The following is a 13100-nucleotide window of genomic DNA, read 5'->3' as shown; positions in this document are numbered from 1 at the left end:
ATCGGAAAGGTCAATAATTATCATAAAATTTCGCGTAATTATTTAATTATACGAAAATAAACGTGAATATATATCCTCACCCTGGCGACTGGAAGTGTTTGGATAGTTTAAGCCCTTGCGCTTGATAATTGGAGCCTGCACCCGCACCGTAAAGAGTAGTGGGACGCTGCGCCATGCGTTCATAAACAAGCCTACCAACGATCTGCCCGTCTTCAATAAGGAATGGAACATCACGAGAGCGCACTTCAAGAACAGCCCTTGCACCGGCACCGCCAGCGCCTGCATGTCCAAAGCCGGGGTCAAAGAAGCCTGCATAGTGCACACGAAACTCCCCAACCAATGGATCAAACGGTACCATCTCCGCTGCGTAATCAGGGGGAACATGCACTGCCTCTTTAGAGGCGAGGATATAGAACTGGCCGGGATCAAGGATAAGTTGGCCATGGCCGTCAGCAAACAACGGCTCCCAGAAATCCCGCACGGCATATGCATTGACGCGATCAACATCAACCAGGCCCGTATGGCGTTTGGCCCGATAGCCGAGCAGCTTCTGCCCGTTGGAAGCTGCAAAGCCGGCCAGATCAACGCTTACTGCGACGCCGCCCTGGATTGAAACGCCGTCGCTCGCGACAATGTTTTCACTTTGCTGCAGGGCTACAAGTTCTGTATCCGTCAAGCGGCTAGGGCCTGCGCGGAAGCGGATCTGTGAAAGGCGCGATCCTGTCCGAACCAGAACCGGGAAAGTGCGTGGTGAAATTTCAGCGTAAAGCGCGCCTGCATAACCTGCCTCGATGGCATCGAACTCGCGCGCATGATCCGTGATCACCCGGGTGAAAACGTCCAGACGGCCAGTGGAGCTTTTAGGGTTGGCGGAAGCTGAAAGCTCATCCGGTAATGTGACGCTCTCGAGTATCTCGGCGATGTAGACGCAACCTGTTTCGAGTACGGCTCCGCGTGTAAGGTCAATCTCATGCAGGGCAAGAGCACTTAAACGATCAGCAACCACGCTTTCCTGTCCGGGCAGGAAGCTTGCTCTTACGCGCCATGCGCGCCGTCCCAGGCGCAAATCAAGGCTGGCGGGCTGTACCTGGCCGTCAACAAACGGGGTGCTGCTACTGATAACGCCTGTTGCCGCCAATGCGTTAATCGCTTCAGCAGACTGGATACCGGGGAGAATGGCGCTCATGGATGCCTCAATAGGTGTCGCCAATTATCAATTGTGATGGCGTGTTGCTCTGGGAAGTGTTGCGGCATGTGTCATGGACAAATGCGTGGGGCTTAAATTGCACTCATTTTCACATAGTCCATTTGCACATTGCTACTCTCTTCCCCATTCTCACTTGAAAGAGTGACTAATCGTTTCAGCTGGTAGATTCTACTCTCCCTGCGCCCTATCATGTCGTGCGCTTTTATGAAAGTGGGGCGAGCGTATGAAGAGGGAGTATTGGGGGATACATTTGCATTTTAAGCAGCTCTTGCTGCATGAAGCGGGAAAATCAAACTCTAATCGCTAAAATGCTTTAAGAACAAACACAGACTTTTTGGCGATCTCTGGATCAAGCAGTATGCTGGTCGCCCTAAATATGCTGCAGAACTTCATTTACGGGAGCACCCATGACTGGCCAACGCCTGACCCCACTTGAGATGCTGGCCCGGCTTGTCGCTTTCAACACAATTAGTTCTTGCTCAAATCTTGAGCTTATCAGTTTTGTTGAGGCATATCTGCAGGGATGGGGAGTTGTGTCGCAGCGTATTCCAAACGCTGCAGGGGACAAGGCTGCGCTGTTTGCGACCATCGGGCCGCAGGATCGCGGTGGGGTTGTGCTGTCTGGCCACACAGATGTTGTGCCCGTTGACGGGCAAATCTGGGCGAGCGATCCATTTTCCCTTCATGTTGAGAATGACCGTGCTTATGGGCGTGGTGCCGTTGATATGAAAGGGTTTTGCGCGCTTGTGCTCGCACTTGTACCAGATTTTCTCGCAGCTCGGCTGGCTACTCCTGTTCATATTTTCCTCTCATATGATGAGGAGGTTACTTGCCTTGGTGTGGTGGATGGAATTGCGAGATTTGGGCGCGATCTGCCGCAGCCAATTGCGGTGATTGTTGGAGAGCCGACTGATCTCGAAGTGGCTGATGCGCATAAAAGTATCGCCATGTTTACAACCCGGATTACTGGTGCGCAGGCGCATTCTTCAAAGCCGGATCTTGGTGCCAGCGCCGTGCATGGGGCTATGCTTATCGGCGCGGAACTTGATCGATTATCATTAGAATATGCATCGCGCGGCGATTCATCCGGGCGCTTTGATCCCCCATGCAGCACAATTCATATTGGGCAGATGAGCGGCGGCACTGCGCGCAATATCCTGGCCAGTGATGCATTGCTGCAATGGGAGGTGCGCGCCTTGCCGGATCTGGATATTAACGAGGTCCCGGCACGCCTTGCTCAGTTCATTGATACGACCATTTTACCGCGCTTCCAGCAAACATTTCCGGGCTATCGTGTCGATACTGAAATGGACGGGCTAGTGCCGGCGCTTGCGCCTTCAGTGGGGGCCTTCGCCCAAACGTTGGCACTTAAGCTTGCCGGGCGCAATCAGACAATCACGGTGCCATATGGCACAGAGGCTGGGCATTTCCATAATGCTGGTATTCCCACGGTTGTGTGCGGTCCGGGTTCTATCGATCGCGCGCATAAGGCGGATGAATATATATCACTGGATGAACTGGCTGGCGGAGAGGGGCTTTTGCGTCGTCTGATTGCTGAGCTTTCATATTGAGCTTGAATGCAGTGAATGGCGCCATTATCAGAAATGCATATTATCGTGGCCCCACAAGGATAATGACTGCGCCTGTAATGCACACGATTGCGCCAGTAATATCCCATCGGTCTGGGCGCATGCCTTCTGCAGCCCACAACCAGCCAAGAGAAGCAGCAATATAAATGCCGCCATAGGCTGCATAAGCACGCCCTGCTGCTTCACTATCGGTAAGCGCTAGAAGCCATGCAAAAATAACCAGCGCAAACACACCGGGCAGTAGCCACCAAATTGATTTGCCCAGTCGCAGCCATGCCCAGAACGAGAAACAACCAGCAATTTCTGCAAGGGCAGCGGCGGGATAAATCAGAGCGGTTTTGAACATAATATTCCACTGTTAAGTGTAATTGAGAGGCAAATACTGCCTAAAGGTGTTTAGCGAGATAGCTTTCTTTCAAACAATTTTATAATGCCATATGAGTATGAGTTATCAGACATCGTCAATAAAATCCACGGAGGACGTTAACCAATGAGTTGGAGGCTTATGGTTTAGGTTATAATAATGTTGCAAAAGAGAGCATATGGATATATGCGGAGTAAATCTGTGGAGAATCGATGTCACCAAAAACGAGAGCGACTCGCAAGGTAGTTGCTTTTTAAGTTTTGTGGTTAAGCGATCCTTTTTTGAGAACTGTGATTTTGGTGCTTTGTGTACAACGGAAGATATAAAATTATATCATCCATTGCTCGCTGAAATATTGTGAGTGTTGAATTGCCAAAATTACAATGTCTTATGCGCTAAACAATTTTATTCTCTTTCAGGCTGAGGCTTGGAAGAGGTTTTGACATCTTTGGAGATAAGATAATGTCGCTTCCTGGTATGGATTATTCATCAATTCAAAATACTGCACCAAATTATTCAACTAATACTTCATCCAATTCTGATACACCTGACATCAACATTTTTGAGACGTTGGCTGGCAAATATGAGAGCAATCGTTTCGCCCTGGTAATTCTTAATGCTGCCCAGAAAAATGCGGATGTGAATGCTGGTCCAGAAGGTGAGCAGAGTGAAGATGGCGCGGATGCCGCTTTAGAAAGCGCGAAGAGTTTAGATCTTGGCATTAAGTCAAGCTGGAACAGCGTAACTTTGTTCTTCAGCAGGCTCGTATCCTGGATCAAGGATGGTGCTTCGAATAAACTCATCAAGGCTGAGTTTATCAAGTATGTAGAAGCCAAGCTCACAGATGATGAGAAGTACAATGCTGTAAGGGAAAGCCTTAAGCAGCTTGTAAACCCCACTTCGCGTGGCGCTCTCGACCTGCGCACTGTACACCAGATAGTGAATGGTGTATCAGAGGCTGCGGGCCAGCTTCAGGCTCCAGAGGTTAGCTCGGATCAGCCTCAGGTCCAAGTAGAAAATTTGGTCCAGCCTTCGGATTCAGAGGCTAATTTGAATAGCGATTCCAACGAAGAGGGTTTTGTATTAAAGCCTGTCCAAGGCGCTGTTCGTTATGCAACGCCGCAGCTTTCAACAACGCAGAAAGACTCTATCCAATTTAGCTCTGCGCAGCTGCCATCTCACAAGTCAGATACTTTAGACAGTGCAGGGGATGGCGATAGCAATGGTTTCTTGACTCCTAAGAAGAAAAAAAATAATAAAGAACTTCTCCAGTCACCACCAATTCTTTTAACTCCTCGTTATAATGTAAATGACACTTGGGGTAATTTTGAAGGTCGCGCTCTTACATTATTAGCTTCTCAAGTAAGAGCAAGATTAGAGCTTTCTGAAGAGCAGAATATCTTAATAAGCGATATAACAGAAGATGATGTTTTAAAGGTAGCTAATTCTAATGCTGCGGAAGAATTGTTGCGGTATGGTCTAGATAATAAATTATTTGAAGACGGTGTCGTAGGTTTCATGAATGCATTAGCGGGCATGGTAGGGAGCCACCAATTTGGGCAACCTGATTTTGATGAAGATGATATCGATATTGACAGTCAAAATGTCGACGGGGCCTCTGATCAGTCAAGCGTATCTTCAATTGAACCGAACGGTAATGATCCGCTAGCTGAACAGGTTGAGGTACAGCCAGTAGCGCCTCAAACAACAGTCGCTGAAAAAGTGCGCTCGTATTTTACGACTGCTATTCATGGCGCAGCTTCTTCCGTTAATGCTAAACAAGGTCTGCCCCCAGGAACCCCAGTTAAGAGACAGAGTATTACAAAGCAAGACATTGTAAATAGCCTACCTAAGGAAGCGCTGAAAGTTACCGATATTAAAGGTAAAGCTATTAACTATAATGCTATGGCTGCGAGTTTTCTAAGAAATTCTGATATCAATGATATCACATCAACTTTTAAATTTACCGGGAAGTATATATTGGATACTGCGGCTACAAATGAAAATCCTGAAATCAAGCTCCAGGATCAAAGCCTCATGTCTCCCAGTAAGGATAGAGCGGGCGTTTAATAAATAGTGGATGTCTCCCACGAATTATTACTCTTTACGGCACCGGTTATATACCGGTGCCGTTTTGTTAAATGGAGTAATATTGTTCTATCCATCGTGAAAGCCCACGTAAGCGGAATTATCCTCTGTTTTGTTCTTACGATTTCCATTATACTGCAACCAGGCCTTAAGCTTAAAATCCGTCAGAGGTCGTAGCGGGTATCTCAGTAAAATAATTATCCAGAATATTATTTAATAATACAGCTTTGTATGTATATTGATCTATTTGGCACATCAGGGTGAAATTTTCTTATATTTATAAAGATAGTGACCGCCAGTAATAATGCTGGTCTTGCTGTGAAAATCTGCTATAAGACGCCCAATGGAAGTATTACACTTCCAACGGAACAAATGTTATGTGAAAATCATCTCACATTGTGTTTCGTTAGATGATGGGATGTTCTATGTCTGAAGCTGTTTCATTGCGCGCTGGTGCTGCCTCATTCAGCCCTTTGCGCCTGCACGAGCGTAGCCTTGTATTTAGAATTGCTGCGGTTGTCTTTGGTTCTGCGCTTTTGGCGGTCTCTTCATATATTGTAGTGCCAACATTTCCTGTGCCTGTAACCATGCAGACCTTTGCCATCACGCTTATCAGTGCGCTTTATGGTTGGCGTCTTGGTGCTTCGACAATTGTGGTGTGGCTGCTTCTGGGCGCAATCGGGCTGCCTGTGTTTGCCAATGGCGCATTCGGATTGGCATATATAGCGGGGCCTACAGGTGGCTATCTATTGGCATTTCCTGTTGCTGCTGCGTTAATGGGCTATCTTGCAGAGCGTGGATGGAATGGCCAACACCCATGGCTTGCCTTTGCCGCTGCAATGATTGCAGAAGTCGTTTGCCTTACAATTGGTGCGCTATGGCTCTCAACCTTAATTGGTTTTGAGAAAGCATTGCTGGTTGGTGTATTGCCCTTCCTGACAGGAAGTATGTTGAAAGCTGGCCTGACAGCAGCAACGCTTGCAGTTATTGTTTGGCTTATACCACCTAAAATGCCCGCGTGACGGTTTGTGTGCGGGGGCATCAATTAGCGATTAGCCAATTTCTGGTGTGAAAGTAAGCGCCAGTCCATTGATGCAATAGCGTAAGCCTGTGGGCTTGGGCCCATCGGGAAATACGTGCCCCAGATGGCCGTTGCAGTTACTACAATGGACTTCCGTCCGCACCATGCCATGAGACAGATCTTCCGTTATAGCGACCGCGCCCGGTACTGGCTGCCAGAAACTTGGCCAGCCGGACCCGCTTTCGTATTTCGCGTTTGATTCAAACAGCACTTGCCCGCAATCTGCGCAGGCAAAAGTGCCAGTCCGCTTTTCATCATTCAATGGGCTTGTATAGGGCCGTTCGGTGCCATGCTCGCGCAGAATGGCGTATTGCTCAGGCGATAGAACACCACAAAAGCCCTGAAGTGACTGCGACATCGTAACCTCCGCGCAAATAACCCAGGTTCGCCCCAACGATTGCACGAGGCAAACCGCTCTTTACGATCTTATTCATATAGGGAGATAAATGGCGAGGTTAAGCCCACTCTACGATTTCAACGAGCACTTGTGCCAGCGCTGCATCAAGAGCAATGGCAGCCGTTGGGCCTGACAATGCGGTAGGCACTGGCACCCGCCCTGTGAATATACGAGCGCGAACAACCTTACCGGACAAGGTTTCGACAACGCGCGCCGATATTTCCACTACGGCTTCGCCTGTCGTGCTGTCGATATTGAACTGGCGCAATTCGGTATAAAGTTGGCGCGATGTGATAAGCCCGTCATTGGGACGCCCAACCCGTCCCAGTCGGCCAGCATCCTCAAATGCGCGTATGATTTGCGTTTGAACGAGGCGGGGCAGGCGATCTCCCCATTGCGCATCGGTCAGCATGGTGAGTTCACCGGCGCGGCCTCGTACGACAATTGTATTGCCATCAAATGTCTGAAGAGCACCCGGTTCAAACACCGTAAGCGCTTCGCCGTTACGCTCCATGCGAGGGGCGCTCATTGAGGTTGAAGCAAGATCGAACGTCGTCACAGGTGCGGAGGTGCAGCCAGCAATCAAGCTGAGTGCAAGCGTAAGCGCTGCGAAATTCGCTCCACCTATCCACTGTGACGTCGTCGCTTGTGTGGCACGCCCGTTTTGCAAAGAGGTTTCTCCGGTCAATACAAGTGTCTTGTTGGGCATTATTGTGGCGAACAATGAGTGAAGCATATCAGCGCTGCCCTTGGTATTGCGGCAATGGAGGCCGATTGCCGAACAGGAATTGCTGCGGATTGCGCTGAATATCCTGAATGAGGCGTGTAAGTTGCGCTAAAGCCTGCTGGCCCTGCACAGCCAGTGCCTGATATTCACGCAGACCGGGGCCAGCGAAGCTGTTAATGCCGGCTGTGATTTGCGCCGTGCGCTTATCCAGATTGTCAGCGAGCGTGCGGATTGAGCGTGCGGCCTCTGCAACTTGTTCGAAGGCGCTATTCCCGTCTGTCGATGACAGGAAGTTCTCAGCCCCCTTCAATACGCCGGTAATGTTGTCGGCGGCGGCATTTAGCTTCTTTGAGATATCAGCAGCATTCGCAATGGTTACTTCAATATCATTGCTTGAATCGCCCATGGCGGTACTGAAGCGCTCGATATTGCCGACGATTTTATCCACGCGCTGAGGCTCAACTGCCGTTACGAGCGAGTCAAGATTGGTTGCGAGTACGCTCAGCTTTGATGCAAGCTCCCCGGAATTGGCCAATACTGAACCCACTTTATCAGCATTATCACCAAGCGCTTTAGAGAACAGCTCGATATTGCGCACCGTGTTGGTAATCGGCTCCTGCGATTTTTCAACGACCTGTTGTATTTGATCAATCATCTTTGTCGCGCGGCTCGCGAGTGTCTGGATGGTGTCTAACAGATCCTGAAAATCAGAGCGCTCACCATAAAGTGTAGGCAGGGGCTGCCCCGGCGCTGCTTCGAGCTGGGGGGCATCCGGTGCGCCGCCAGAGAGCTGAACCGAAGCGATGCCGGTGACGACCTGGAATTCAAGCTGGGCGCGCGTGTCCTTCTTGATCGGCGTTGAGCGGTCAATCGAGGCAATGGCAACGACATAACGGGGATCGTCAGGTAGCAGTTCAACGTTTGTGATCTCACCTACACGCAAGCCGTTGAATGTCACCAGAGACCCACGCGAAAGCCCTGCTACCGACCCAGAAAAAACAATGCGGTATGACTCACGTGTATTGGCAGTGTTTGCGCCCGAGAACCAGTATACAAACACAAAACCGGCAAATATGACGGCGAGCGTAAATAGACCGATCAAGGCATAATTGGCGCGTGTTTCCATCGTCGTCTACCTGCCAACCTTTTCTCGCTGTATGCTCATTCGCTCTCACCTGCACGCACTGCTTCGCCGCTTGCCGCCCGTGCGCGTTTACCGTGGAAATAGGCCTTGATCCAGGGGTGATCTGACGCCAGCATCGTACCAATAGGGCCTTCAGCAAGAATTTTGCCTTCTCCCAAGGCCGCGATGCGATCGCAGACTGAATAAAGACTGTCCATATCATGCGTTACCATGAAAACCGTCAGGCCCAAAGTCTTCTGCAAGGTGGCTATCAGGTCATCGAATTCAGCAGCACCGATAGGATCAAGACCCGAAGTTGGTTCATCGAGGAACACAATTTCCGGATCAAGAGCCAATGCCCGCGCGAGTGCGGCACGCTTGATCATGCCCCCCGATAAGTCAGAGGGATATTTATCCGCCGCATCAGGGTTAAGGCCCGCCATCTCGATCTTCATCATAGCGATTTCATCAAGCAAGCGGTCTGACATGTGCAGATACTCCCGCATGGGCATTTGCACATTCTGCTTGACTGTCAGTGCAGAAAACAGAGCACCGTGTTGAAAAAGAACACCCCAGCGTCGCTCAAGCAGCCGATGTTCGGTCTCCGATATTTTATCGAGATCACGCCCGAACACCTCGATGGTGCCAGCCCGTTTTTTGATCAGCCCCAGGATAGTGCGCGTGAGCACAGATTTACCCGTGCCCGAGCCACCAACGAAGCCAAGGATTTCACCCTTGTAGATATCAAGGTTGAGGCCCTTCATGATGGTCTTGGGGCCAAAACCGACCTCAAGACCCCGCACGCTGATGATCACCTCACGTGGTTTTTGAGGTGGGGATGAACGCTCGTTTTCGACCGGCTGTTGCATATCCGCCTCAGAAATTGATCGCTGCGAAGAACACTGCGAACATTCCATCCATGACAATAACCATAAAGATCGACTTCACTACCGATGAAGTGACCTGCTTACCCAGCGATTCGGCTGATCCGCCCACCGCCATGCCTTCTCCTGAAGCGATTACGCCAATCACCAAGGCCATGAAAGGTGCTTTGATAAGGCCTACCATGAAGGTGGAAATCGTAATCGCCGCTTTCAGACGCGCCATGAAGATATCCGGCGTGATGTCACCGTAAATCCACGCTACGAGGCCGCCGCCGAAAATTGCTGCCATCGATGCGAGGAAGCTCAACATTGGCAGGGCCACAAGCAGGGCTAAAATACGCGGTACGATGAGCACTTCAACGGGGTCCAGTCCCATGACGCGTACAGCATCGATTTCTTCACGCATTTTCATGGAGCCAAGTTCGGCCGTGAATGCGCTGCCTGAACGGCCAGCAATCATGATCGAAGTGAGCAGAACACCCAGTTCTCGCAGCACCAGAATGCCGGTAAGGTCGACAACAAATATGGCAGCCCCAAAGCGCTGCATCTGGAAGATGCCTTGCTGTGCCACGATACAGCCGACCAGAAATGATATCAGCGTGATAATCGGTACGCTGCGCAGTCCCGTTTGCTCCATCTGATTGACAAAGGCAGGAAAGCGAAATCGCCTTGGATGGATGATTAGACGGGCAAGGCCAGCAACGATTTCGCCGAAAAAGCTGATCCCGCGCACCATCTCCTTGCCAAAATCAACAACGCTTTCGCCAATGTTCGCGAGTAAATCAACCACCTGTGACGTATGGGGAGCTGGTGGCACATCAAGGTTGTGATACGAAACCTTTTCCAGCAACAATTGATGTTCAGGACGCGCATTGACGAATGGCACTTCTGCCGCTTCATCGCTGACATCAAGGCGCGCGCGATCGAGCACCCATGCGCCGACTGTGTCGAGGCGCCCGATTTGTCCAATATCAATAGAATGGACCTGTTTGGCGCCTGCAGCCTTACTCAAGGCTTTTTCAAGCATGGCGGCTTGCTGTTCAACGATGTCTGCTTGTGCTGCAACCCAATCACCAGTGATAATGGCGACGGTACCGCTATCCGCTTCCTCAAGCGCAACTTGCGGGATCGCAACGTTCGGGTCCGTTGTCATGAGGCGTTCTTCAAACCGTCACGCTGATTGCAAAAAGAGGGAGCGCTGGAACTCGAATGTTCAAGGACGCTGTTTCCCCTTGAATAGCAAGCAATGCCTTGCGTTGTCGAGAGCTTGACGGCACTTCAACGCTTCTTTGCAGGGGATGTTCTGGTAGGTAGCATCAATTGGGTCGAATAACGAGGGGGCGCGTTGTATCAGAAGACATCTGCACACGATTAATATTCTCGATGAACTGGCTTGCGCTTGCGTGCCAACTGAAGGTGAGGGCGTGCGCTCGGCAAGCATCTTTAGAGATCGAAAGTGCGGCAAGGGCGGCTTGACGTAAATCGGCATTGAGCGCGCCGGTGCCACTATGACCGACGACATCAATAGGGCCCATGACAGGAAATGCTGCGATCGGCAGACCGCTGGCAAGAGCCTCAAGAAGCACGATGCCGAAGGTATCAGTCAGACTGGGAAAGACAAAAACATCTGCTGAAGCATAAATGGCAGCCAGATCTTCACCCGTTTTCACGCCAAGGAAATGCACGTCAGGATATTGCGCGCCAAGCGCCGTCCGTGCCGGACCGTCACCAACAACCACTTTTGTGCCGGGCAGATCGAGGCTCAGAAATGCCTCGATATTTTTTTCAATGGACACTCTTCCAACGTATAGAAAAACAGGGCCCGGGAATGCGTGAAGACGCCGCATACGAGGCCGGAAAAGCTCAGCATCCACCCCCCGTGACCAGCGTACGAGATTACGAAAGCCACGCTCAGCCAGGTCTTGTTCCAGGGTTGGTGAGCTGACCATTGTGGCCGCACCGGCATTATGAAATCGCCGGATAGCAGCATAAGACCACCGCTCCGGAATAAGTGTGCGTGCCGCAATATATTCAGGGAAGCGGGTATGATAACTCGTTGTGAATGAGTGCCCATCTGCCAGGCAGATATGGCGGGTTGAAAGTCCGATTGGGCCTTCAGTTGCAATGTGGATGAAGTCTGGCTTCATACGATCGATCATTCGCCTTACTGTCCACGGCATCGCAAGTGCCAGCCGAATTTCTTGATAGGTGGGCATGGCGATTGTGCGGAAAGCATCAGGGGTAATGAAATCAATGGATGCCCCAAGCTTGGGTGCCTCCTGTGCGAGATGCTCCAGCGAGCGTACAACACCGTTGACCTGAGGGTGCCACGCATCCGTTGCTATCAATATTCGCATCAAGCTGCTCGTTTCGCATTTGAGCCATCAGGCGCTGGGCGATTGTCTGTATCATCAGATAAGGAAGGTGACGCGCCCAATGCGATGGCAAGCGTATTAGCGAAATGTTCGCCTGCCAGTGGATCCAGGGAAGTGTCCAGCGATGCTGTTTCAGCAGGCGGAGTATGAGCATTTGATGTGGTTAATGGCGAAGAAGAATCCTCCTTGATGTCGTGAGTTGCAATGTGCTGATCTGTCCAGCGTAGAATCTCAAAGGTGCCATCGAAGTGCTCTGCTACTGCCGAGCATGATTCAACCCAATCACCCGTATTGATGTAGCGAACACCAAATTTATCATGCATTGCCGCGTGGTGGATGTGACCGCAGATGACACCTTGAACGTCATATCGTTGAGATTCCGAAGAAAGCATCTCTTCAAAGCGTCCGATAAAGTTCACTGCGTTTTTTACCTTGAGCTTTGCCCATGCAGAGAGCGACCAATAGGTTAGCCCCAGCCGTCTGCGAATGAAATTTACGTGTGTATTGATGGCAAGAGCGGTGCCGTAAGCCCAATCACCGAGAAATGCGATCCATCGTGCGTGTCGTACAACCATGTCAAACTGGTCACCGTGGATGACGAGGTAACGATTACCATCAGCGCCCATATGAATAGCGTGTTCAACAACCTCTATACCGCCGAAATTGCTGCCTACGTAATCCCGCAGGAATTCATCATGATTACCGGGAACATAAATAATTTTAGCGCCTTTACGGGCCTTGCGAAGTAGTTTCTGCACCACATCATTATGACTTTGCGGCCAATACCAGCCAACCTTAAGCCGCCAACCATCTACGATGTCGCCAACCAGATAGATTGTATCGGCATCATAATGACGCAGAAAACTAATTAACAAATCCGCCTGACAGCCCTTCGTGCCCAGATGGACATCAGATAAGAACAATGTTCTGACATGTGTCGCTGTTGGTTCTTTCAACACCTGATCTGCCTATAGCTAGTCATTCTGTTGATCTATCGGAACCTTATTCCTATTACAGTTTGATGACGAGTTGTTTTTAGGCTGCGGATAAGGAGTAAATTCTTTCAATTGCATCAATTTTCGGTGAGCATAAATTTTTTGAACGATATTTAAATGTTATGATGTGGGAATTTTATTCGTTTGGAATCTATTGTCATCATCCTTAATCAAATGTTGCTTGATTGAGGGCTAATTAGCGCTTGGTAAGTGGCCATAGTGATAGGTTGATATGATGCGATCATTTCAGTTTTTTGGTAATAAGCTATT

General features: G+C 50.0%; 11 protein-coding genes and 1 pseudogene. 3 read left to right on the top strand and 9 right to left on the bottom strand.

Annotation, left to right across the window (positions count from 1 at the left end; translation table 11 throughout):
* Window positions 1–76: 76 nt before the first annotated feature.
* Complete coding sequence (locus VRZ32_RS03060; RefSeq protein ID WP_414524062.1) at window positions 77–1186, bottom strand: 2'-deoxycytidine 5'-triphosphate deaminase; 1110 nt, start codon at window positions 1184–1186, stop codon at window positions 77–79.
* Between the two features lie 428 nt (window positions 1187–1614).
* Between VRZ32_RS03060 and argE the strand changes: the two genes are divergently transcribed.
* Window positions 1615–2778: an acetylornithine deacetylase gene (gene argE / locus VRZ32_RS03055; protein ID WP_414524060.1), complete on the top strand. Its 1164-nt coding sequence runs from the start codon at window positions 1615–1617 to the stop codon at window positions 2776–2778.
* A 40-nt stretch (window positions 2779–2818) separates the two neighbouring features.
* Here argE and VRZ32_RS03050 read toward each other — a convergent pair whose 3' ends face one another.
* Window positions 2819–3142, bottom strand: coding sequence for a YnfA family protein (locus tag VRZ32_RS03050; protein WP_414524058.1), 324 nt, complete (start codon window positions 3140–3142; stop codon window positions 2819–2821).
* 480 nt (window positions 3143–3622) lie between these two features.
* Between VRZ32_RS03050 and VRZ32_RS03045 the strand changes: the two genes are divergently transcribed.
* Both VRZ32_RS03045 and VRZ32_RS03040 read left to right on the top strand, forming a co-directional pair.
* Window positions 3623–5230, top strand: a complete 1608-nt coding sequence (locus VRZ32_RS03045; RefSeq protein WP_414524056.1) for a hypothetical protein — start codon at window positions 3623–3625, stop codon at window positions 5228–5230.
* 443 nt (window positions 5231–5673) lie between these two features.
* Entirely contained in the window at window positions 5674–6270 is a 597-nt protein-coding gene (locus tag VRZ32_RS03040; RefSeq protein WP_414524054.1) for a biotin transporter BioY, read from the top strand.
* A 30-nt stretch (window positions 6271–6300) separates the two neighbouring features.
* Here the strand turns inward: VRZ32_RS03040 and msrB are convergent, their stop codons facing one another.
* The 7 genes and pseudogenes from msrB to VRZ32_RS03005 all read right to left on the bottom strand — a co-directional run.
* Window positions 6301–6687: a peptide-methionine (R)-S-oxide reductase MsrB gene (msrB, locus tag VRZ32_RS03035; RefSeq protein ID WP_414524052.1), complete on the bottom strand. Its 387-nt coding sequence runs from the start codon at window positions 6685–6687 to the stop codon at window positions 6301–6303.
* A 97-nt stretch (window positions 6688–6784) separates the two neighbouring features.
* Window positions 6785–7396, bottom strand: a complete 612-nt coding sequence (locus VRZ32_RS03030; protein ID WP_414524050.1) for an ABC-type transport auxiliary lipoprotein family protein — start codon at window positions 7394–7396, stop codon at window positions 6785–6787.
* A gap of 67 nt (window positions 7397–7463) precedes the next feature.
* A complete protein-coding gene (locus VRZ32_RS03025) occupies window positions 7464–8579 on the bottom strand; it encodes an MlaD family protein (protein ID WP_414524048.1) in 1116 nt (371 codons plus the stop codon).
* Window positions 8580–8614: 35 nt separating this feature from the next.
* On the bottom strand, window positions 8615–9445 hold the full coding sequence (locus VRZ32_RS03020; RefSeq protein ID WP_414524045.1) for an ABC transporter ATP-binding protein: 831 nt from the start codon (window positions 9443–9445) through the stop codon (window positions 8615–8617).
* A gap of 7 nt (window positions 9446–9452) precedes the next feature.
* A complete protein-coding gene (locus tag VRZ32_RS03015) occupies window positions 9453–10613 on the bottom strand; it encodes an MlaE family ABC transporter permease (RefSeq protein ID WP_414524042.1) in 1161 nt (386 codons plus the stop codon).
* Window positions 10614–10776: 163 nt separating this feature from the next.
* Entirely contained in the window at window positions 10777–11817 is a 1041-nt protein-coding gene (locus VRZ32_RS03010) for a glycosyltransferase family 4 protein (protein WP_414524040.1), read from the bottom strand.
* A 155-nt stretch (window positions 11818–11972) separates the two neighbouring features.
* Window positions 11973–12794: pseudogene (locus VRZ32_RS03005) on the bottom strand (UDP-2,3-diacylglucosamine diphosphatase); the annotation flags it as partial.
* Between the last annotated feature and the right edge of the window lie 306 nt (window positions 12795–13100).

The organism is Pseudochelatococcus sp. G4_1912, assembly GCF_047501465.1.
GTDB lineage: Bacteria > Pseudomonadota > Alphaproteobacteria > Rhizobiales > Beijerinckiaceae > Pseudochelatococcus.
This window is presented reverse-complemented; position numbering and strand designations above follow the sequence as displayed.

Bases quoted from the DNA above. Each gene is read 5' to 3' on its own strand.
- VRZ32_RS03040 (WP_414524054.1), top strand. From the start codon at position 5,674: ATGTCTGAAGCTGTTTCATTGCGCGCTGGTGCTGCCTCATTCAGCCCT.
- VRZ32_RS03025 (WP_414524048.1), bottom strand. From the start codon at position 8,579: ATGGAAACACGCGCCAATTATGCCTTGATCGGTCTATTTACGCTCGCC.
- VRZ32_RS03045 (WP_414524056.1), top strand. From the start codon at position 3,623: ATGTCGCTTCCTGGTATGGATTATTCATCAATTCAAAATACTGCACCA.
- VRZ32_RS03015 (WP_414524042.1), bottom strand. From the start codon at position 10,613: ATGACAACGGACCCGAACGTTGCGATCCCGCAAGTTGCGCTTGAGGAA.
- argE (WP_414524060.1), top strand. From the start codon at position 1,615: ATGACTGGCCAACGCCTGACCCCACTTGAGATGCTGGCCCGGCTTGTC.
- VRZ32_RS03020 (WP_414524045.1), bottom strand. From the start codon at position 9,445: ATGCAACAGCCGGTCGAAAACGAGCGTTCATCCCCACCTCAAAAACCA.
- msrB (WP_414524052.1), bottom strand. From the start codon at position 6,687: ATGTCGCAGTCACTTCAGGGCTTTTGTGGTGTTCTATCGCCTGAGCAA.
- VRZ32_RS03010 (WP_414524040.1), bottom strand. From the start codon at position 11,817: ATGCGAATATTGATAGCAACGGATGCGTGGCACCCTCAGGTCAACGGT.
- VRZ32_RS03060 (WP_414524062.1), bottom strand. From the start codon at position 1,186: ATGAGCGCCATTCTCCCCGGTATCCAGTCTGCTGAAGCGATTAACGCA.
- VRZ32_RS03050 (WP_414524058.1), bottom strand. From the start codon at position 3,142: ATGTTCAAAACCGCTCTGATTTATCCCGCCGCTGCCCTTGCAGAAATT.